The sequence below is a fragment of the Streptomyces sp. SudanB25_2051 genome (assembly GCF_964272635.1).
GTDB lineage: Bacteria > Actinomycetota > Actinomycetes > Streptomycetales > Streptomycetaceae > Streptomyces.
This window is the reverse complement of sequence record NZ_OZ186787.1, coordinates 3,053,941-3,072,598: the sequence shown is the minus strand read 5'-3', so window position 1 is coordinate 3,072,598 and position 18,658 is coordinate 3,053,941. Positions and strand designations below refer to the sequence as shown.

The 18,658-nt window shown below is 70.8% G+C and carries 23 protein-coding genes, 1 tRNA gene and 1 pseudogene; 10 read left to right on the top strand and 15 right to left on the bottom strand.

Translation table 11 applies throughout. The annotated features are described in order from the left end of the window. Positions 1 to 28: 28 nt before the first annotated feature. From ACSUPT_RS13665 to ACSUPT_RS13655, 3 genes are read right to left on the bottom strand one after another with little or no spacing between them, the layout of a single operon-like run. Positions 29 to 1,087 carry an ArsO family NAD(P)H-dependent flavin-containing monooxygenase gene (locus tag ACSUPT_RS13665; RefSeq protein ID WP_436944465.1) on the bottom strand — a complete coding sequence of 353 codons (1,059 nt, stop codon included), beginning with the start codon at positions 1,085 to 1,087 and terminating at the stop codon, positions 29 to 31. Beyond that, the gene (gene arsB / locus ACSUPT_RS13660) at positions 1,084 to 2,175 is read right to left on the bottom strand and encodes an ACR3 family arsenite efflux transporter (RefSeq protein ID WP_436944464.1); all 1,092 of its coding nucleotides are present in this window, start codon (positions 2,173 to 2,175) and stop codon (positions 1,084 to 1,086) included. Before arsB ends, ACSUPT_RS13665 begins: the two co-directional genes overlap by 4 nt. Further along, complete coding sequence (locus tag ACSUPT_RS13655) at positions 2,172 to 2,480, bottom strand: ArsR/SmtB family transcription factor (protein WP_399218741.1); 309 nt, start codon at positions 2,478 to 2,480, stop codon at positions 2,172 to 2,174. The genes arsB and ACSUPT_RS13655 overlap by 4 nt, the downstream gene beginning before the upstream one ends. Before the next feature lie 174 nt (positions 2,481 to 2,654). Here ACSUPT_RS13655 and ACSUPT_RS13650 point away from each other — a divergent pair, with 174 nt between their 5' ends. The 4 genes from ACSUPT_RS13650 to ACSUPT_RS13635 all read left to right on the top strand — a co-directional run bounded on the left by ACSUPT_RS13650 (position 2,655) and on the right by ACSUPT_RS13635 (position 6,577). Then, positions 2,655 to 3,074 (top strand): arsenate reductase ArsC, encoded by a 420-nt coding sequence (locus tag ACSUPT_RS13650; protein ID WP_436944463.1) that lies wholly within the window; start codon positions 2,655 to 2,657, stop codon positions 3,072 to 3,074. Positions 3,075 to 3,673: 599 nt separating this feature from the next. Next, positions 3,674 to 4,339, top strand: a complete 666-nt coding sequence (locus ACSUPT_RS13645) for a DUF4097 family beta strand repeat-containing protein (RefSeq protein ID WP_361653941.1) — start codon at positions 3,674 to 3,676, stop codon at positions 4,337 to 4,339. Between the two features lie 244 nt (positions 4,340 to 4,583). After that, entirely contained in the window at positions 4,584 to 5,399 is an 816-nt protein-coding gene (locus tag ACSUPT_RS13640) for an alpha/beta fold hydrolase (protein ID WP_436944461.1), read from the top strand. Between the two features lie 353 nt (positions 5,400 to 5,752). Then, entirely contained in the window at positions 5,753 to 6,577 is an 825-nt protein-coding gene (locus tag ACSUPT_RS13635; protein ID WP_403504494.1) for an APH(3'') family aminoglycoside O-phosphotransferase, read from the top strand. A gap of 22 nt (positions 6,578 to 6,599) precedes the next feature. On the opposite strand, the gene ACSUPT_RS13630 is transcribed toward ACSUPT_RS13635, so the two are convergent. From ACSUPT_RS13630 to ACSUPT_RS13610, 5 genes are all read right to left on the bottom strand, one after another. Beyond that, the gene (locus tag ACSUPT_RS13630) at positions 6,600 to 7,031 is read right to left on the bottom strand and encodes a DUF6223 family protein (RefSeq protein WP_399218746.1); all 432 of its coding nucleotides are present in this window, start codon (positions 7,029 to 7,031) and stop codon (positions 6,600 to 6,602) included. Between the two features lie 124 nt (positions 7,032 to 7,155). Then, positions 7,156 to 7,560: a hypothetical protein gene (locus ACSUPT_RS13625; protein ID WP_399218747.1), complete on the bottom strand. Its 405-nt coding sequence runs from the start codon at positions 7,558 to 7,560 to the stop codon at positions 7,156 to 7,158. Positions 7,561 to 7,741: 181 nt separating this feature from the next. After that, positions 7,742 to 8,944: an NAD(P)/FAD-dependent oxidoreductase gene (locus ACSUPT_RS13620; RefSeq protein WP_436944460.1), complete on the bottom strand. Its 1,203-nt coding sequence runs from the start codon at positions 8,942 to 8,944 to the stop codon at positions 7,742 to 7,744. Positions 8,945 to 9,058: 114 nt separating this feature from the next. After that, entirely contained in the window at positions 9,059 to 10,000 is a 942-nt protein-coding gene (gene sigJ, locus ACSUPT_RS13615) for an RNA polymerase sigma factor SigJ (protein ID WP_436944459.1), read from the bottom strand. Positions 10,001 to 10,203: 203 nt separating this feature from the next. Continuing rightward, positions 10,204 to 10,277 (bottom strand) — tRNA-Gly (locus ACSUPT_RS13610). A gap of 220 nt (positions 10,278 to 10,497) precedes the next feature. On the opposite strand from ACSUPT_RS13610, the gene ACSUPT_RS13605 reads away from it, so the two are divergent. The 4 genes and pseudogenes from ACSUPT_RS13605 to ACSUPT_RS13590 all read left to right on the top strand — a co-directional run bounded on the left by ACSUPT_RS13605 (position 10,498) and on the right by ACSUPT_RS13590 (position 12,305). After that, positions 10,498 to 10,683 carry a hypothetical protein gene (locus ACSUPT_RS13605; RefSeq protein ID WP_351966908.1) on the top strand — a complete coding sequence of 62 codons (186 nt, stop codon included), beginning with the start codon at positions 10,498 to 10,500 and terminating at the stop codon, positions 10,681 to 10,683. 106 nt (positions 10,684 to 10,789) lie between these two features. Further along, the gene (gene dcd, locus ACSUPT_RS13600; protein WP_351966909.1) at positions 10,790 to 11,365 is read left to right on the top strand and encodes a dCTP deaminase; all 576 of its coding nucleotides are present in this window, start codon (positions 10,790 to 10,792) and stop codon (positions 11,363 to 11,365) included. Between the two features lie 2 nt (positions 11,366 to 11,367). Continuing rightward, positions 11,368 to 11,592 (top strand): annotated as a pseudogene (locus tag ACSUPT_RS13595) (phosphoribosyltransferase); the annotation flags it as partial. Positions 11,593 to 11,807: 215 nt separating this feature from the next. Continuing rightward, on the top strand, positions 11,808 to 12,305 hold the full coding sequence (locus ACSUPT_RS13590) for a phosphoribosyltransferase (RefSeq protein ID WP_436944457.1): 498 nt from the start codon (positions 11,808 to 11,810) through the stop codon (positions 12,303 to 12,305). A 78-nt stretch (positions 12,306 to 12,383) separates the two neighbouring features. Here ACSUPT_RS13590 and ACSUPT_RS13585 read toward each other — a convergent pair whose 3' ends face one another. The 7 genes from ACSUPT_RS13585 to ACSUPT_RS13555 form a co-directional block, all read right to left on the bottom strand. After that, positions 12,384 to 12,698, bottom strand: a complete 315-nt coding sequence (locus tag ACSUPT_RS13585) for a MazG-like family protein (protein WP_436944456.1) — start codon at positions 12,696 to 12,698, stop codon at positions 12,384 to 12,386. Positions 12,699 to 12,733: 35 nt separating this feature from the next. Continuing rightward, positions 12,734 to 13,372, bottom strand: coding sequence for a dTMP kinase (tmk, locus tag ACSUPT_RS13580; protein WP_436944455.1), 639 nt, complete (start codon positions 13,370 to 13,372; stop codon positions 12,734 to 12,736). 17 nt (positions 13,373 to 13,389) lie between these two features. Beyond that, the gene (locus tag ACSUPT_RS13575; RefSeq protein WP_436944453.1) at positions 13,390 to 14,883 is read right to left on the bottom strand and encodes a B12-binding domain-containing radical SAM protein; all 1,494 of its coding nucleotides are present in this window, start codon (positions 14,881 to 14,883) and stop codon (positions 13,390 to 13,392) included. Further along, positions 14,843 to 15,679, bottom strand: coding sequence for a hypothetical protein (locus ACSUPT_RS13570; protein WP_436944452.1), 837 nt, complete (start codon positions 15,677 to 15,679; stop codon positions 14,843 to 14,845). The genes ACSUPT_RS13575 and ACSUPT_RS13570 overlap by 41 nt, the downstream gene beginning before the upstream one ends. 116 nt (positions 15,680 to 15,795) lie before the next feature. After that, positions 15,796 to 16,239 carry a hypothetical protein gene (locus tag ACSUPT_RS13565; RefSeq protein WP_436944450.1) on the bottom strand — a complete coding sequence of 148 codons (444 nt, stop codon included), beginning with the start codon at positions 16,237 to 16,239 and terminating at the stop codon, positions 15,796 to 15,798. A 289-nt stretch (positions 16,240 to 16,528) separates the two neighbouring features. After that, positions 16,529 to 16,720 carry a DUF397 domain-containing protein gene (locus ACSUPT_RS13560; RefSeq protein WP_436944448.1) on the bottom strand — a complete coding sequence of 64 codons (192 nt, stop codon included), beginning with the start codon at positions 16,718 to 16,720 and terminating at the stop codon, positions 16,529 to 16,531. Between the two features lie 13 nt (positions 16,721 to 16,733). After that, on the bottom strand, positions 16,734 to 17,585 hold the full coding sequence (locus tag ACSUPT_RS13555; RefSeq protein WP_436944446.1) for a Scr1 family TA system antitoxin-like transcriptional regulator: 852 nt from the start codon (positions 17,583 to 17,585) through the stop codon (positions 16,734 to 16,736). 298 nt (positions 17,586 to 17,883) lie between these two features. On the opposite strand from ACSUPT_RS13555, the gene ACSUPT_RS13550 reads away from it, so the two are divergent. Both ACSUPT_RS13550 and ACSUPT_RS13545 read left to right on the top strand, forming a co-directional pair. Next, positions 17,884 to 18,291, top strand: coding sequence for an ATP-binding protein (locus ACSUPT_RS13550; RefSeq protein ID WP_436944445.1), 408 nt, complete (start codon positions 17,884 to 17,886; stop codon positions 18,289 to 18,291). Then, positions 18,288 to 18,617 carry a hypothetical protein gene (locus ACSUPT_RS13545; RefSeq protein ID WP_436944443.1) on the top strand — a complete coding sequence of 110 codons (330 nt, stop codon included), beginning with the start codon at positions 18,288 to 18,290 and terminating at the stop codon, positions 18,615 to 18,617. The genes ACSUPT_RS13550 and ACSUPT_RS13545 overlap by 4 nt, the downstream gene beginning before the upstream one ends. Positions 18,618 to 18,658: the final 41 nt, after the last annotated feature.

The window sequence follows — 18,658 nt, the reverse complement described above, 5'->3', positions numbered from 1 at the left end:
GCCCGGCGGTCGCAGGATCACCCCACCGTCACAGGAGCCGCGCGATCGCGTGGGCGGCGTCGCGGGCCGGGCGGCCGACGCCGATGAGGGTGGCGGACGCCGGGCCGGTCCAGTCGCCGTAGCCCAGCAGGTGCAGGCGCGGTTCGCCCAGGGCGCGGGTGCCGCGGGTGGGGACGTGCCCGCGCGCGCCGCGCAGGCCGAGCGGGGCGAGATGGCCGAGCGCCGGACGGAAACCGGTGCACCAGACGATCGCGTCCGCGCCGCCGCGGCTGCCGTCGGCCCACCGGACGCCGTCGGCGGTGAGCTCGGTGAACATCGGCCTCGCCGTCAGGAGGCCGGCGTCGCGGGCGGCGCGCACGGGCGGCACGGCGACGATGTCACCGAGCGAGGCGACCCCGCCGGTGTCGCCGCGGCCTTCGTCGAGGGCGCGGCGGCGGGCGGTGGCGACGTCGAACAGCGCGCGGCCGTCGATGTCGTCGGGCAGGAAGCGGGGCGTCCGGCGCGTCGCCCACGTCACCGCGACGCCACCGGCCAGGGCGAGGTCGGCGGCGATCTGCGCGCCGGTGTTCCCGCCGCCGACCACGATGACGCGCTGCCCGGAGAAGTCGTCCGGCCGGCGGTAGCGCACGGTGTGCAGCTGCCGTCCGGTGAACAGTCCGCGGCCGGGGACGGCCGGGACGAACGGCCGCGACCAGGTGCCGGTCGCGCTGATGACGGCCCGGGCGCGCCAGGTGCCGGAGTCCGCCTCCACCAGGAGCCGGTCGCCGTCGCGGTGTACAGCCTCCACACGGGTGCCGTGCTGGACGGGCAGGGCGTACCGCTTCTCGTAGTCGGCGAGGTAGTCCACCACGTGCCCGGCGTCCGGGTAGGTCTCGCCGGGCCGGGACGGCATGAGCCGGCCGGGCAGGGAGGAGTGGCCGGCCGGGGAGAACAGGCGCAGCGAGTCCCACATGTGCTGCCAGGACCCGCCCGGCGCCGCCCCGGCGTCCAGCACGGTGAAGTCCACGCCCCGGCGGCGCAGGTGGTAGCCGGCGGCGAGCCCCGCCTGGCCGCCGCCGACCACCACCACATCGGTGTGCCGCGTCATGAACCCGCCCGTGCGGCGGTGAAGCCGCGCCGCAGGGCGAGGGACACGTACACCAGCGCGACGAGGACGGGGACCTCGATCAGCGGGCCGACCACGCCGGACAGGGCCTGGCCGGAGGTGACGCCGAAGGTGGCGATGGCGACCGCGATGGCCAGCTCGAAGTTGTTGCCGGCCGCCGTGAACGCGAGCGTCGCGGTGCGGTCGTAGGGGAGGCCGATCGCCTTGCCGAGCGCGAAGGAGCCGAACCACATCACCGCGAAGTAGACGAGGAGCGGCAGGGCGATGCGGGCCACGTCCAGCGGCTGGGAGGTGATCGTCCTTCCCTGCAGGGCGAAGAGGACGACGATCGTGAACAGCAGCCCGTACAGCGCCCACGGGCCGATCTTCGGCAGGAAGTCCCTCTCGTAGCGCTCGCGGCCCATCCTCCGCTCGCCGGTCCGGCGGGTCAGGAAGCCGGCCAGCAGGGGGACGCCCAGGAAGACGACGACGTTCCCCGCGATCTCCCCCATGGAGATGTCCAGGCGCTCGCCGGCGCCGAGGCCCAGCCGGCCGGGCAGCAGGTCGAGGTAGAACCAGCCGAGCAGGCCGAACGCCAGGACCTGGAAGACCGAGTTCAGCGCGACGAGGACGGCGGCGGCCTCGCGGTCGCCGCAGGCGAGGTCGTTCCAGATGACCACCATCGCGATGCAGCGGGCCAGGCCGACGACGATCAGGCCGGTGCGGTACTCCGGCAGGTCCGGCAGGAAGATCCACGCCAGCGCGAACATCACCGCGGGGCCGAGGACCCAGTTGACGACCAGTGAGGAGACCATCAGCCGGCGGTCACCGGTGACGGCGTCGAGCCTGTCGTAGCGGACCTTGGCCAGGACGGGATACATCATGACCAGCAGGCCCAGCGCGATCGGCAGGGAGATCCCGCCGACCTCCACCTTCGCCAGCGCGTCGTTCAGACCGGGGATCGCCCGCCCGAGTCCGAGGCCGGCCGCCATGGCGATGAGGATCCACACGGCGAGGTAGCGGTCGAGCGTGGAGAGCCTGGCGACGACGGACTCGTCCTGTGGCGTCGCGGGCGCTTCGGTGCGGGTCACGGGCAGGCCCTCTTGTTGCCGGCGGCGGTGCGGGCCTGTTCGGCGAGGTCGGCGAACTGCCCGGCGAGCCGGGCGATGACGTCGGGGCGCAGCTTGTAGTAGGTGAAGCGCCCGCACGGCTCCGTCTCGACGACGCCAGCCTCGCGCAGGACGCGGAGGTGGTTGGAGAGGTTGGTCTGCCGGGCTCCGGTCTCCTCGACGAGGTGCGTGGTGCACAGCGTCTCGCGGGCGAGCAGGGTCACGATCCGGAGCCTGAGCGGGTCGGCCAGCACCCGGATCAGATCAGTGTCGACTGACGTCATCATGGGCTGATACTGTCACATCATTTGATACTGATACCAGCCGGGGCTGACCCGTAGCCGTGCTGCCGAGGGGGGCTCCATGCCCGCCGCCCCGCCCCCTTCCCGGCCCTCCGCCGGTCCGGCCGGGCATCTGAACCCCGCACCGACCGCTCCGCCCACCCCGTGAAGGAAGAACGCATGCCCTCCGCCCCGCTCGCCTCCGTGCTGTTCGTCTGCGTCCACAACGCCGGCCGCTCGCAGATGGCCGCCGGTTTCCTCCAGCACCTCGCGGGCGACCGCGTCGAGGTCCGCTCCGCCGGCTCCGTCCCCGGCGACCAGGTCAACCCCGCGGCCGTCGAGGCGATGGCGGAGGCCGGCGTCGACATCTCCGCCGCCCGGCCGAAGGTCCTCACCACCGAGGCCGTCCAGGCGTCCGACTACGTCATCACCATGGGCTGCGGCGACGCCTGCCCGGTCTTCCCGGGCAAGAAGTACCTCGACTGGGCCCTGGAGGACCCGGCCGGCAAGGGCGTCGAAGCCGTCCGCCCCATCCGGGACCAGATCAGGACCCGCGTCGAGGCGCTCATCGCCGAGATCGACGCCCGGCAGGAGGCGTGAGCCCGGCGCCCCGCGCCACCGGGTCGCGGGGCGCCATCGCCGGCTCGCGCCCCACCACGGGCTGAACCGCACGCTCCGCGCCGCGGACGCGACCCGGCCGCCGTCGTACGAGCTGGCCCGGGCGCCCGCCCGCTGACGGGCGTGCCGGTGCCACGTACCGCCATCGCCCCCCTTGCCCGCCGGACGACGCCACTCCCGGCGGCGGGCGGCCCCCGCCCCTCCGCGCCGCCCGCGCTCCGACGGTCCCGTGGACCGTCACCGCGCCGCCCGCGCGGCCCCCGGCGGCGCGTGCCCGGTAGCCACCGTCGCGCGGCATGAGCTCCGTCCCCGGGCGGCCGTCTGAACGGCTCGTTGACGCCGACCCGGCCGCGGAGACCCGCGCGGCACGACCGGCGAGCCTCTTGCCGGCATAGCGTTCACCTCCTGTCAATGCAACGCGCACGCGTCCCTCCATTGCATTACCTTCAGGCCAGTTGCAACAATTGAGCGCCTCTGACCTGCCGTGATGCGCAGTCCCCGCAACAACAACATTGTCGAGCTCTGTAAAGCAACGTAGCGTTTCATTCATCGGAAACAGCAACCGAGCGCAGGAGACCGCGATGCAGAAGTTCGACACCCCCGCCCCCATCTCCGCCGTCCTGGAGATCCCCGCCGGCCGCGTCCAGTTCATCGCCGCCGACCGCGCGGACACCACCGTCGAGGTCCGGCCCGCCAACCCCTCCAAGAACCGGGACGTGCGGGCCGCCGAGCAGACCACCGTCCAGTACGCCGACGGAGTCCTGCGGATCCAGGCGCCCGAGCCCAAGAACCAGTTCATCGGCCCCTCCGGCGCCCTGGAGGTCACCGTCCAGCTGCCCGCCGGCTCCCGCGTCGAGGGCAGGTCCGCGGCCTCCGAGCTGCGGGGCGTCGGCCGCCTCGGGGACGTCGCGTTCGAGGGCGCGTACCACCGGATCAAGCTCGACGAGGCCACCGGCGTCCGCCTCACGGCGGTGGACGGCGACGTCGAGGTCGGCCGGCTCGGCGGTCCCGCGGAGATCAGCACCGCGAGGGGTGACATCCGGATCACCGAGGCGGTACGCGGCGCGGTCGTGCTCAGCACCCAGTCCGGCGACATCACGGTCGGCGCCGCCCCCGGCGTGTCGGCCTCGCTGGACGCCGGCACCGGCCACGGCCGTGTCAGCAACGCCCTCAAGAACGACGGCACGTCGGTGCTGGAGATCCGCGCCACCACGTCCTACGGCGACATCACCGCCACCAGCCGCTGACCGGCCACGGCACACACACGCCCCACCAGGCATACAACACCTGCCCTCAGCAAGGGCCTTGGCGCCACCGGCCCCCCGCAACGGGCCTCCACGCCCGCACACAACACCCGTCACGCGCAACGGCGGTGACGCCACCACCAACGGCCCAGACACCACCCGCAAGCCGCCACCCGCAACGCCCCACCGCACCCGCACCACCCACCACCCACCACCCACACGCGAGACCACACCCAGGGGGGACCCCATGACCGCTCACCGCACGCCCTCGACCCACCCGACGTGGACCGGCATGGTGCCGGTCGACGACACGGCGCTGGCCGTCACCGACACCGGCGGCCCCGGCATCCCCGTGGTCTACCTCAACGGCCAGTTCGCCACCCAGGGCTACTGGCGGCGCACCGTCGCCGAACTGGGCCCCGACTGGCGGCACATCACGTACGACGAGCGGGCGCGCGGCAAGTCGAAGCGCTCGGCCGACTACTCCTTCGAGGCGGCGGTCCGGGACGTCGACGCGGTCCTCGCGGCGAGGGGCGTGGACCGGGCGGTGCTCGTGGGCTGGTCCTACGGCGCGTTCGTCGCCTCGCACTGGGCCTCCCGCAACCCGGACCGCACCATCGGCGCGGTCCTGGTCGACGGCGCGTTCCCGTCCGACTGGCTGGACGAGGCGATGGAGCAGCGGATACGGAAGCTGTTCCGGCGGCTCGGCTGGGTCCTGCCGCTGCTGCGCCCCACGGGCCTCGCCCCGCGCATGAGCCCGGAGCAGCAGGCCGAGAGCAACATCGAGATCGGCAGGATCAGCCGGGAGCGCGAACTCGGCCCGGTACTGGACCGCGTCACCGTCCCGACCCGGTACGTCGTCGCGTCGGGCACGTCGTTCGGGAGCCGCGGCGAGGAGCAGGAGCGGATCCGCGCCGGCCTCGACCGGGTGACCGCCCGCAACCCGCACATCGAGATCAGCGCGAAGGTCCCGAGCAACCACGGCGCGATCCTCCGCAAGGACTACCGCGCGATCGCGGCCGCCGTACGCGAGGTGGCCGCCCTCGACCGCACGTCCGACTGAACGACGACCCCGTTGCACGACGGCACTGCTGTACGTCGCCCCTGCTGTACGACGCCCCAGCCCCCGCCGCGGAAGCGACACGGTCGGCGTGCCGGGTACGAGCGAGACGTCGGCACGTCGGCACGCCGGCCTCCACGACCGTTGTGGTCGTGGAGGCCGGCGTCGTATGCGGGGAGGACGCACTCAGGCCCTGGCACATCGGGATGTCGGCGCCCCAGCGCACGTCGGCGCCGCAGCGCACCTCCGCGCCCCAGCGCACCTCCGCGCCCCCACGCGCCGCGACGCCCCCGCGCACCTCGGCGCCCCCGGAAAGCACGTCGTGGCGGGACGCGGGCCTGGTTAAGGTTGCCGTCATGAGCGGACACCCCCGGCACAGGGCTGTGTCGCCGGCCTTGCTCGGCGTGGACCGGGCCGGGGACTGGCTGCCCGTGACGACCGGCGAGTCGGGTGCCTTCGTCTTCCGCAGCCCGGACGGCACCCGGTACGCCAAGTGCGTACCGGCCCCGGACGAGGCCGTGTTGGCGGCCGAACGCGACCGGATCGCGTGGCTGAGCGGGCGTGGCGTACCGGGCCCCCGGGTGCTCGACTGGCGGTCAGGTGAGGCGGGCGCCTGCCTGGTGACCAGTGCCGTGCGCGGCGTACCCGCCGATCGCGTGGACGCCGACGACCTGCGGGCCGCCTGGGAGGGCATCGCGGACGCGGTACGCGGGCTGCACGAGGTGCCGGTGCCGGAGTGCCCGTTCCGCCGGGACCTGGACGCCATGGTGGCCGTGGCGCGGGACGTCGTGGCCCGCGGCGCCGTGAACCCGGACTTCCTCCCCGTGGAACAGCAGCACACACCTCCCGCGGAGTTGCTGGCGCGCCTGACCCCCCAGCTGCCCCGGCGCCGTGAACAGGAGGCCGCCGACACGGTGGTCTGCCACGGGGACCTGTGCCTGCCCAACATCATCCTCGACCCGCGGACCCTGGACGTGTCGGGCTTCGTCGACCTGGGCCGACTGGGCCGGGCCGACCGCTACGCCGACCTGGCCCTGCTGCTCGCGAACGCACGCGAGACATGGGCGGACGAGGAGCGGGCCGAGGCGGCGGATACGACGTTCGCCCAGAGGTACGGCATCATCCCGGACCCCGACCGCCTCCGCTTCTACCTCCACCTCGACCCGCTCACCTGGGGCTGACGCACACGGGCGGCCGACGCGGTCAGCGGGCCGGGTGGGAACGGAAGCGGGCCAGCGAGCCGAGGGTGACGGCGGTCAGGCCCAGGAGCATGGCGACGTACGCGCCGCCGAGCCCGTTGCCGGTGCCGAGGCCGCCCTCGGCGCCGGCCGCGACCGTCCCGCCGACGGTGATGGCGGCCAGACCGGCCACGAGAGCGGTGACCGCTCCGTTCCGGCGGGCCCACGTGACGAGGCGGCCCCGCGTGCCGGTGCGGCGGGCCAGGGCCAGGCCGCCGGCCACCGAGCCGAGGAGACCGGCCAGCGCCGACAGCGACGCTCCGGCCCGGCCGGCGCTCACGGTGTAGACGCTGGCGGCGACCGGCTGGACCGACGGGTCCGCGGCCGCCGGCGCGGCGAACGCGAGAGTCCCGACCACGACGGCGACGCCCAGCGCGAGCACGGATCGAGCGGACATGAGGAACCTGCCTCTCCGAGAGGGATGAACTGGCCAAGCGGGGGATCGCAGGGGCAGAGGCACGTCCGGCCCGCCGCCGGGACCGGCGTGCCGGCCGGCCGGCGGCGCCGAGGCGCCTCGGAGGCTAGTGCGTGGCGGCGGGGCCCGGCGGCACGTGCGGGGACAGCGACCGGGCCAGGAGCAGGGTGCTCAGGGCGAACATCACCACGCCCAGCGGGACATGGAGCGAGGGCACGTGCGCCACGCCCAGCGCCACCTGCGCCGAGGCGAGGACGAGGAAACCGGTGGCGTACAGGACGGGACGGGGGGATCCGCCGCCCGGCCGCCAGGCCAGGATCGCGGCCAGCACGTACAGCAGGGTGGCGGCGTACATCACCTTCGATCCGACGTCGTGCAGCAGATAGCCGTGGGACGACGTCAGCAGCATCCCGGCGGTGACCGCCTGGAAGAAGAGGGTCAGGGTCTGCAGGGCCATGGCGGCCCTGAGGAAGGTGAGGCCGCCCCGCGCGGCCGTCGTCCGTCTGGTCATGGTCCGTCTATTCATGGTGTGGTCCCTCTCCCGTGGTGTGAGGCGGTGGATGGATGACGGGCGGCGCCGCCGGGGCGGAAGCGGACCGTCTTCCTTCCCGCCCCCGCCCCCGCCCCCGCCCCCGGCCCCGGCCCCGGTGATGCGGGCGCCGCTGCTCGCGGCAGTCGGGGCGGTGGCGGCGTCAGACCGCTGCCCGCGCCCGTGCGCGGCTTCCGGTCTCCCGCCGTACGACACGGCGGCGCCGGGACGGCATGCCCGCGGTCGGGTTGGCGACGCCCCAGGCCGCGCCCCTGCAGATCAGCTCCTTGTAGCGGGCGGCCGCCCGGCCCGTGAGGACCCTGTCCTTCGCCCGGTCGTCGGCGGTGGTGAACTGGATCAGCCCCTGCCCGCGGCCGAGGGAGACGCACTGCTGGAAGTAGCGGATGGAGACGCGGGGGACCTTGGTGCCGGTGAGACGCGCGGCGATGGCGTCGGCGGCCTGCCAGGCCATGGGGACGCCCGAGGCACAGGACATGCGCAGCGGCCTGCCGCCCGGACCGGTCGCCGTCGCCGCGTCGCCCACGGCGTACACGTCCGGGTGGGACACCGAGCGCATCGTGGCGTCGACCACGATCCGGCCGCGGTCGGCGAGTTCCAGGGTGGTGGCCTGGGCGATGGGGTGGACGGCGAAGCCGGTGGTCCAGACGGTGGCCTCGGCGGGGACGGTCCGGCCGTCGTCGGTCGTCACGGCGTCCGCCTCCACGGCGGTGACCCGGGTGTGCTCGTGGACCGTGATGCCGAGACCGTCCACCACCTTCCGCAGGTGGGCGCGGCCCTTCCCCGAGAGCCAGTCGCCGAGGGCGCCGCGGGCGACCAGCGCGACGTCCAGGTCCGGGCGGGCCTCGGCGATCTCGGTCGCGGCTTCCAGGCCGGTCAGCCCGCCGCCGACCACGACGACGGGCCGGCCGGCGGCCAGCGCGGCCAGGCGGGCGCGCAGGCGGAGGGCGCCGGGGCGGCTGGAGACCTCGTGGGCGTGTTCGGCGGTGCCGGGGACGCCCCCGCCGTCCCAGCCGCTGCCGAGGGCGTAGACGAGGGTGTCGTACTCCAGTTCCTCCCGCTCGGGGCTGCCCGCGGTGGCGACCGTCACCGTCTTGCGGTCCACGTCCAGGGCGGTGACCTTCGCGAGCCTCAGTTCCACGCCCGTCCCCGCGAACATCTCGCCGAGCGGCCGGGGCCTGAGGTCCTGGCCGGCCGCGACCTGGTGCAGCCGTACGCGCTCGACGAAGTCGGGCTCGGGGTTGACGACGGTGATGGTCACGTCCTCGCGGTGCAGTCGCCTGGCGAGGCGCCCGGCGGCGACTGCTCCGGTGTAGCCGGCTCCGAGGACGACGATGCGGTGCTGCATGTCCGTGCTCCTGTCTGGGCGGGGCCCGCCGTGGTCCGGCGTGGTGTCGCCCCTTGAACCGGGCAGCCCCGCGTTTCCTGACAGGAACGGACTGTGGCCTGCGTCACGCCCGCGTCACAGGACGTGGAGCGGCGCCCCGTGGTCCGCGGCGGCCCACTGCTCGGTCGCGCGGACGAGCTTGTCGGGGTTGGCCTGATTGCGGATCGCGACGATGCCCTCCGGGCCGACCTCCAGGCAGCTGACCGCGACGACCCGGCCGTCGACGACCGCGACGACGGCGGGCCCGCCGTTGGCGGTCGTCGCGTAGAGCTCGGGCGCGCCGCCGAGGAGGGCCCGCTTGGCCTTGCTGGGCTTGAACAGGCCGCGCAGGAACGAGGCGACCGCGAGCGCCCCCGCGAGCGGCGTCGCGCGGGCCGGGACCTTGCCGCCGCCGTCGCCGAGCGAGACGGCGTCCGCGGTGAGCAGGCGTACGAGGGGTTCGGTACGGCCGCTGGTCGCCGCGGCGAGGAACTCCTCGACGATGCGCCGGGCCGCGGCCTCGTCGATCCGGGCACGGGCCTTGCCGTCCGCGACGTGCTTCTTGGCCCGGTGGTAGATCTGCTGGCTGGCGGCCTCGGTGATGTCGAGGATCTCGGCGATCTCCCGGTGCGGATGGTCGAAGGCCTCCCGCAGCACGTACACGGCCCGCTCGTTGGGCGACAGGCGCTCCAGCAGGGCGAGGACGGCGTACGACACCGACTCACGCTGCTCGGCGGTGTCGGCCGGGCCGAGCATCGGGTCGCCGGTGAGCAGCGGCTCGGGAAGCCACTGCCCCACGTATGTCTCGCGCCGGGCGCGCGCCGAAGTCAGCTGGTTGAGGCAGATGTTGGTGAGGACCTTCGTCAGCCAGGCCTCGGGCACCTCGATCCGCCCGACGTCGGCGGCGTGCCAGCGCAGGTACGTCTCCTGCACGGCGTCGTCCGCCTCACTCGCCGAGCCGAGCAGCCGGTAGGCGATGGCCGCAAGCCGCGGCCTGGCGGCCTCGAACCGGTCCACGTCACTCGTGATCAGCCCCATGCCCCGGATCCTAGGCCCACCCCCACGAAGCCCCCCGCCCCCCAACACCCCCCACAGCGCGAGGCCCCCGAGGACCCACCCCGTGCCGACGCGTCCCCGTGGCACCGACCGGCCACCCACCCACGAACAGAAGACGCCCCACACCCTCCCAACAGGACCCGGACAACAAACAAGGCCCCGGTCACTGACCAGGGCCTTCGTTGTGGAGCGGGTGACGGGAATCGAACCCGCGCTCTGAGCTTGGGAAGCTCATGTTCTACCATTAAACTACACCCGCACAGCGGCCGGAGATCCACGCCGCATCGTCGCTCACTGTACCTCATCTGCAGCCCCCGGTGAATCGCGCCGTGGGGTTTTCGTGTGTCGGGTGGGGTGATCCCGCCCGCGAGGGTGGGGAGTTGGGGCGTAGGGTGAGGGCCGGAGTGCCGCCTGGAGCGGTGTCCTGTTGATCCCCTAATGTGGCTGTCTCGTCCACCGCTTGTTGGGGAAAGGGCTTGATGGACTCCATGGAGCGAACCGTCGTCCGGTGTGCCGAAGGGCATGTGTTCAGTACCGCGACGTTCCCGATGCAGAACCTCGGTGCCGGGAGGATCGGGCCCGGGCGGCTCATCCGCTGTCCCCGGTGCGCGCGGCTGCGGAGCGCCGTGCCCGTGGCGGCCGCCGGGGTCGCCGGGCGGGGGTAGCCCGCAGGGGCGGGGGCACCGTCCCGCCGCCCGTCGCCGCTGGTGGGAGAGCGCGCGGCGCCTGTCCGATTGGGGCGGGCCCGCGCGCTCTGCGTATCCTCGGGACGTGCTTCTCTCTGACAAGGACATCCGGGCCGAGATCGAATCCGGACGGGTGCGGATCGACCCGTACGACGAATCCATGGTGCAGCCCTCGAGCATTGACGTGCGGCTCGACCGCTACTTCCGGGTGTTCGAGAATCACCGCTACCCCCACATCGACCCTGCCGTCGAGCAGGCCGATCTCACCCGGCTGGTGGAGCCGGAGGGGGACGAGGCGTTCATCCTCCACCCGGGCGAGTTCGTGCTCGCCTCGACGTACGAGGTCATCTCCCTGCCCGAGGACATCGCGTCCCGGCTGGAGGGCAAGAGCTCGCTCGGGCGGCTTGGTCTCGTCACGCATTCGACCGCGGGTTTCATCGACCCCGGATTCTCCGGACATGTGACCCTGGAACTGTCGAACCTCGCGACCCTGCCGATCAAGCTGTGGCCGGGGATGAAGATCGGCCAGCTGTGCATGTTCCGGCTCAGCTCGCCGGCCGAGTTCCCGTACGGCAGCGAGCGGTACGGGTCCCGGTACCAGGGGCAGCGCGGGCCCACGGCCTCGCGGTCCTTCCAGAACTTCCATCGGACGCAGGTGTGAGCATGAGTGGTGTACGGGAGAACCTCACGTACGAAGGGTTCGGCCGCGCGGTGCGCGAGCTCGCCCAGACCATCGCGGACGACGGCTACGAGCCCGACATCGTGCTCAGCATCGCGCGCGGCGGGGTCTTCGTCGCCGGCGGTCTCGCCTACGCGCTGGACTGCAAGAACATCCACCTGGTGAACGTGGAGTTCTACACGGGCGTCGGCACCACCCTGGTTGCGCCGAGCGAGACCCGGTGTAGCGATCACGGGAGTGAGCTCGGCACTACGTTCGAGGTCCCTCGCAAGACCCACTGTAGTGATCCGAGTAAAGCACAGCGGGTAGGGGCGCGGTGCGGCTATCGCTCGACTCCCCGCACGGCACCCGTCGCCAGGGCCGCGCGCCGGCCCCAGTGCGGCCGTATCTAACCCCCCAGACGTCCCCAGAGCTGCGAGAGACCATGACTGCCGTACGCGAGAACCTGACCTACGAGAAGTTCGGCGCGGCTGTGCGCGAGCTTGCCCAGACGATCGCCGACGATGGGTACGAGCCGGACGTCGTGCTGAGCATCGCCCGCGGCGGTGTCTTCGTCGCCGGCGGTCTGGCGTACGCGCTGGACTGCAAAAACATCCATCTGGTAAACGTCGAGTTTTACACTGGAGTCGGTCAGACTCTCGAAATGCCAGTAATGCTAGCCCCGGTGCCGAATGCGATCGACTTTTCTAATAAGAAAGTCCTGATCGCGGATGACGTCGCCGATACGGGTAAGACGCTCAAGCTGGTGCATGACTTCTGCCTCGATCACGTCGCCGAAGTGCGGTCCGCTGTGATTTACGAGAAGTCGCACAGCCTTGTGAAGTGCGAGTATGTGTGGAAGCGCACCGATGAATGGATTAATTTCCCGTGGAGCGTTGAACCGCCTGTCGTAAAGCGTGCGGGACAGGTGCTTGACGCCTAAAGCGGTGAAATGAGTTCGCCCGCCGAGCCGTGAGCGGCTGCGACGGGCGTCTCGGAGGTGGAGCAGGGAGCGCCGTACTCAGGCGCGCAGCGAGCGATCGGCGATCCGGCCGACGTGCTCGTTGAACACCTTCTCAGCGTGGGGCGTGATCGTTTTCAGGGCCACCATGCCCGTGAGGATCACGTCGCAGAGTTCGGCCTGCACGTCGTCCCATGTGTGACTGTTGCCCTTGCGGGGGTTGGACCCGTAGGCGCCGTGAACGGCTTCGGCGACCTCGCCGGCCTCCTCGACGATCTTCAGCACGCGGAGAAGCGGGGCGATGTCGGCGGGCGCGGCGCTCTTGTCGTCGAGCCATGCGACGAGCTTTTCGACGGTGTCCCAGGTGCCTTGCATGGGTGGTGCTCCGTGTTCTCTTCGGGGTCCGGTGGTCACGAGGTCTGCGTGCGCGGTGCGGGGTCGGTGCGGTTGTTGACGCTACCGGGGGCGACCGTGAGCTCGTCGGCGATTCGGCGCGCTACGTCCGGAGGGGTGGTGTTGGTGGTGTCGAGTAGCAGTACGCGTACTCCGAGCGTCGTGAGCGTCTGTGCAGCCTTGGCGTAGAGCTCGACCTCGCGAGTCGGCCCGGCGGGGTCATCGTGGAAGCGATGGCGTTTGCCGCGTTCGGCGAGGCGCGCGGCGATGGCGTCGGGGGCGGCGGTGAGTATCACGGCGAGGTTGGGCAGCAGGACGTGCCGGTTCAGCGCGAGCACGAACGGCTCGGGCACGCCGTCGAGCTGTTGCAGAACAAGGCTCGATGCGAGGTAGCGGTCGCACACCACGGTCGCACCAGTGCTGAGCATCGGGTCGACCTCGACCTCGATGTGCTCGTACCGGTTCGCAGCGACGAGACAGGCGAGGGCACGGCCGTGAATGTGGTTCGCCTTGGCGCGGGTGAACTCGCCGAGTTCGCTCGTTGAGGGTTCAGTCGTCCTGTAGACGTCGAGGCCGCGGTCGGTCAGCAGCCGGCCGAGCTCCGCGACGGTGGTCGACTTGCCGACGGCGCTCGGGCCGTCGACGGTGAGGAACATCCCACGATGCGTGCTCGTCACGCGACGACCCCCATACGGTTGCGGTCGTGCTGCTCGCGGGTGAGGTTGGCGAGTGTGGCGCGCAGCTTGGGGAGAGGGACGGTGCCGAACTGGACGCCGACGGAGAAGTTGAACTCGTCTCGGGCGCGCATACTTTCGTCGGCGCCGTCGGCGGTGAGGTCGACGTCGGAGTACGCGAGCAGTGTCTCGGGTTGGTGTCCGGCGTCGGTGAGCGTCTTCCAGATCGGCGTTCCGGGGTAGGGGCGGAACTCGAACACGCTCGCTCGGAAACGTCCCGGGGTTCGGTCGGCGATGGTCCACAGGTTGTGGATGTGGCGCACGGTGGCGTCGAGGTCTTCCTGCTCCTCTCCGGGGTAGCCGAGGATGAAATAGCCCTTGACGCCGATGCCGCGTTCGAGCAGGCGGGCGGCGACGTGCTCGGTCATCTGTGCCGTGATCCGCTTGTCCATGCCGGCGAGCACGCGGTCGCTGCCTGACTCGATGCCGAGGGCGACCTCGCGGAGACCGTTGGCCTTGAGGGTGTCGAGCATGGCGTCGTCGAGTTTGTCGAACACGTTGATTCGCCCGGTGGCGTCCCACACGTACCGGTCGCCGATCTTGTGTCGGGTGAACGCCTCCATCTGCGGCAGGATCACCCGCTTAGCGCCGAGGAACAGGTCGTCGACGAACCGGTACGCGGTCGTCCCGTAGGTCTGGTGCAGGTGGTCGAGCTCGTCGACGATGCCCTCGGGTGAGCGGGGCCTGATCTTGATGTCGGGGTTCGCCGAGACGGCGGCGCCGCAGAACCCGCAGTCGTACGGGCAGCCCCGGCTGCCGACGATGTTCGCCTCGGTCCGGCCGTCGTCGGCGATGTAGGGGTCTTGCGGCAGGAACTCGCGGTTCACGAGCGGTAGGGCGTCGATATCCGGGCTGAGCCAGTGCGCGGCCTTGTCGCGCGGGATGCCGGCCGCGTGGGTGCCGAGCAGGCGGTCGCGCCACATGACCCCGGGCAGCTCGGCGCGGCGGCGCTTGTCGGCGAGCAGGGCGGCGACGCGGGTTTCGCCCTCGCCGATCACCAGTGCTTGGAGATTGACCATGCGGGGATCGTCGAGGATGCGGGCGGGCATCGCGCGGGCGTGGTGTCCCCCGACCATGAGCGCGATACCGGGGTCGAGGCCGGCAGCGATCCGGGCGGACATCTCATAGGTGGGGGCGAGCAGGTTCATTCCCACCCAGCGGGGGCGGACGGTGTTGATCAGGCGCGCCGTGTCGTCGACGCCGAGGCCGTGCGCCTCGGCGTCCAGGACTCCGACGTTGAAACCGGCCTGCTGTGCGTAGGTGGCGATGTAGGCCATGCCCAGCACGGGCAGCGTGTAGTCGTTCGTCCGGGGCCGCAGGCTGTAGTCGCGTAGCGGCGCGTTCACGAACAGGGCGTCGAGGATGCGGTGCGGGTCGGCGCCGGCGATCAGATCAGGAGCGGTGCGTACGTCCTCCGTGGCCGTTAAGGTCATGGCTCCCCCATGTGAGAGTGAACAGGGTTAGGGCGTGCAGTTGGTTGCGAGCGGGCGCCCATCGGCGCCACAGGGCCTCGAACTCTCGGTCGGAGCTTGGGAAGCTGAGACCCGGGGCCGCTTTGCCGGCCCATGTCCGCACGGCGAGGTCGCCGTGCGGATAGATCGAGAAGTCACCGGTGAAGTCGGCCGCGGCTGCTGCTGCGGTCCACGGACCGATGCGGGGGACCTCGTCGAGTTCTTTGATCAGGCGCTCGGGGTCGAGGGTCGTCCAGTGCTCGCCGCGCTCTAGGTACGCCTCGGCGGCTGCGCGCAGCGCCGTGCGGTTGAACATCGCGCCGACGGCTGCGAAACCGTCGTCCGATAGGCCGAGGATCGTCTCGGGGGTCGGGGTGAGGGCGAGCTCGCCGGCTGGGGTGGTGAAGCTGCGCCCGTACGCGCGGTAGAAGGAGTGGTGTCGCTTGCGGGCCTGCTTCGCGGTGACGACCTGCCGGAAGATCGCCGTAACGATCGCGTCCCACAGTGAGGGATTGGTGAGTCGGGCGACGGTGCCCAGACGCACCAACGCATCGAGCAGTGGGGAGGGTTCGGGCGCGGTCGGGAGGTCGATGGGGGAGGTGTAGGCGACGGGCGGCGGCTCGACGGAGTCACCTCCCAGGGGGCGCAGCAGCAGGTGCTCGCGCTGCTGGTCCCACACGGCGAGCCATGCCGCGCCCTGGTGCTCGACGAGGCGGGCCTGCCCACCGTCGGGGGTCGTGCGCCATGCCGGGTGTTCGGTGATGATCGTGGTGCTCATGAACCCAATTCCGTTCGCCGCTTGCTGAGTTGACCGTCACAGTCTGCGGAACCAGCCGACGCCGAGGGCGCGAAACAACGGGGGCGCACGTCAGCTCGGCGCGTTGCCGCACGGGGCTATATCAGGCTTGCGGGGACGTTCGTCCGCAGACCGATGCGGCCGGTGAAAAGGCGCTGATCTTGAGGCAGGGCCGGCAGGTTGGGATCGAGGTTGACGCGCGCGAATGTGAAGCCGCGGAACCGCACGAGCGTTTGCCAGCCCCTCGGCGGTGGAGGCATGTTCAGCGCCGTGTCGGGATGCCCGTAGTCCAATGCCCAGATGGGCGGGACGTAGTGAAGCAGCCGGCCGGCGTCCGGGTAGGCGTGTCCATAGGCCAGGCCGAGCCCGTGCGCGAGGCCGAGCAGCAACCGCTCGACGGTGACCGTTGAACCGTTCCAACCGACCTCGGGATGACTGATCCGCACGTGCGGGTTACCGCTGCTGTCTCGGCCGTACCCGATCACGAGCTCGCAGAGGAACGAAGCGTCCGGCGTGACCGCGCGAGGCATGATCACGCTCACGAGTCACACCAGCCCTGCCCCATGAGGCACATGGAAGGAATGGGCAACCTTGCCGTGTTGACGCTGATCACACCGGTTGAGGCGTGCATACCCTCGCCCTCCCTCAGCAGTGAATCGGTGCCGGTCTCGTTGAGACGGCCCGTTCGGTGCTCCGGGAACGTAGCGCGAGCGACAGTTGCGTATCAACCGTTTGACGTCTAATGAGTGAGACGGCATATGACAAAGGTTGATACGAGCAACGAACGCGGCCCCCCGCCGGTTGGCGGGGGGCCGCTCGTGCTGGCGGGGGTTAGATCAGGTTGTCGAACTCGCCATCCTTGGCACCCAGCAGAAAGGCGAGCAGCTTCTCGCGGCTCGTGTGCACGATCACGCCGGGATTGTCGCTCTCGCGCATCAGGATTTCGCCGCCGTGCTCGGCGAGCTCCAGGCAGTTGCCCTCAGAGTCCGTCGAGTATGAGGACTTTTGCCACTTGATTTCCACTATTCCCACGCCTTCATACTTGTTGTGCAATTTCGCGGATAAAGTCGCGCGTTTGTTCAGGATCGAGCGATTTCTCTTCGGTGCGATCAAGAACGGCTCGATAGTTAGCGAGACGCGTTTCAGCGTCCAGGAACGCGGGGCCGTGCGGCGTGTCCGTCTGCACCGTGTCGAGCTGGGGCACTACCCCGTACACATAGAGTGTCGAGCTTCCGGCGTTCGGGAAACCTCCGACGTGAAACGGGATGACGCGTACGGTCACGTTGTCTCGTTCGGACTGCTTCAGCAGGTAGTCGAGCTGGGCGCGAGCGATCTCGCGGCCACCGAACGTCATCCGCAGTGCGGCCTCGTGGATCAGGAAAGTACAGGTCGGCGGGTTCGGGCGGTCGAGCACGTCGCGGCGCTTCAAACGGTGTGAGAGTCGACGTCGAAGATCTATCGGGCTGAGCGGTGGAACGGCTTCCTCGAAAACGGCCCGAGCGTAGTCCTCGGTCTGGAGCAGGCCAGGCATGTGCATGATCTGAACGGCGCGAAGCGCACGCGCGTGGTGCTCCAGCTCGGCCAGATCGAGCGCGCCGGCAGAAAGGTCGTTCCGGTAGTCCTCCCACCACCCCTTCCCGCGCTCCTCTGCCATGTCCGCGAGTGCGTCGACGTACTTCTCATCCGGGCATCCGTACAGGCTCGCCCACGTGCGCACGCGTTCACCGCTCACGCCGAAGCGGCCCGATTCGGTGTTGCTGATGCTCGTCCGATCGGTGCTGAGCAGCGCACCCGCGTCGACGAGCGATAGGCCGGCGTGCTCCCTGAGCTTGCGCAGCTCCGCACCGAGCCGACGCTGCCGCGCGGTCGGGGCCTTCCTGGGTGGCATGGGTTCCCCTCCTGTCGGGTCTCAGTGTGGCTCGTGTCCTAACAGGGGTCCACCTCGTTGCAAGAGTGAGCCCGAGGGGTACCACTGTTGATACGCACACGCTACCGTCTTCACAGCACCGCGCAGCCTGCCGGTAAAACCGCAGTGCAGCCACGGCGCGGCGTGCTTTAGCACGCCCGCGCTCCCCCCATGTGGCCGAAGCCACGGTGGCAAGCAGCGCGAGCTACGGATCGCGTTGGGAGACGACGACATGACGAACACAGCCTTAGTACCTCCCACACCGCCGGGTGTGACGGGCGTGAGCTACCGGTTCATCGCCCGAAACCTGCCCACTACGCCGAAGATCGCCCGAGACTTGGTGGCCGCGCTGCTCCGGACCGCGAATCTGTCGCGGCTCGTCGAGCCGGCCCGGGTCTGCACCTCCGAGGTGGTCACTAACGCCCATTGGCACAGCCGTACGCCCTTCATCACGCTCGACGTGGCCCTCGGGCGTTGGTCTACGACCGTGGTCGTACGCGACAACAACCCGAACGAGCTGCCGCTGCTCGTTCCCGCAGACCGATACGCCCACGACGAGCACGAGCACGGGCGCGGCCTGCTGCTGGTGAACGCCCTCGCCGACCACTGGAGCGTTCGAGTCCTGGGTGATCACGCCAAGGCGGTCTATTTCACGCTCGTCGATCACGAAGGGAGCGCCGCCGCATGATGTCCAACGACCGTGTGTTCTGGGGAGTGCTGATCCTCTCCGTGTGCGCCTTACTGTTCGCGCTGCTGATCATGTGGGCGCTGCTGCCCAACCCGCACAGGGGTTTCACGCCGCCGCCGCTGGACCGGGACGGGTACACCTACACCTGCTTCTGCTGGCAGGACACCGTGCGCGTCACGATCCTCGCCGAGCCACCGCCCAAGAGGAAGCACGCGCGCCACGCACGCGCCCCACAAACCCACCGCCTCCGCCCGAACTCGTCTCCCAACGCGGGGGCGGACGGCGGCAGGGAAGGGGGGATAGTTCCCATGCCCGCGTCTGTGTAAGTCGTGCGCATGGTGACCCCCTAGAGAGGACCCTCGACGTT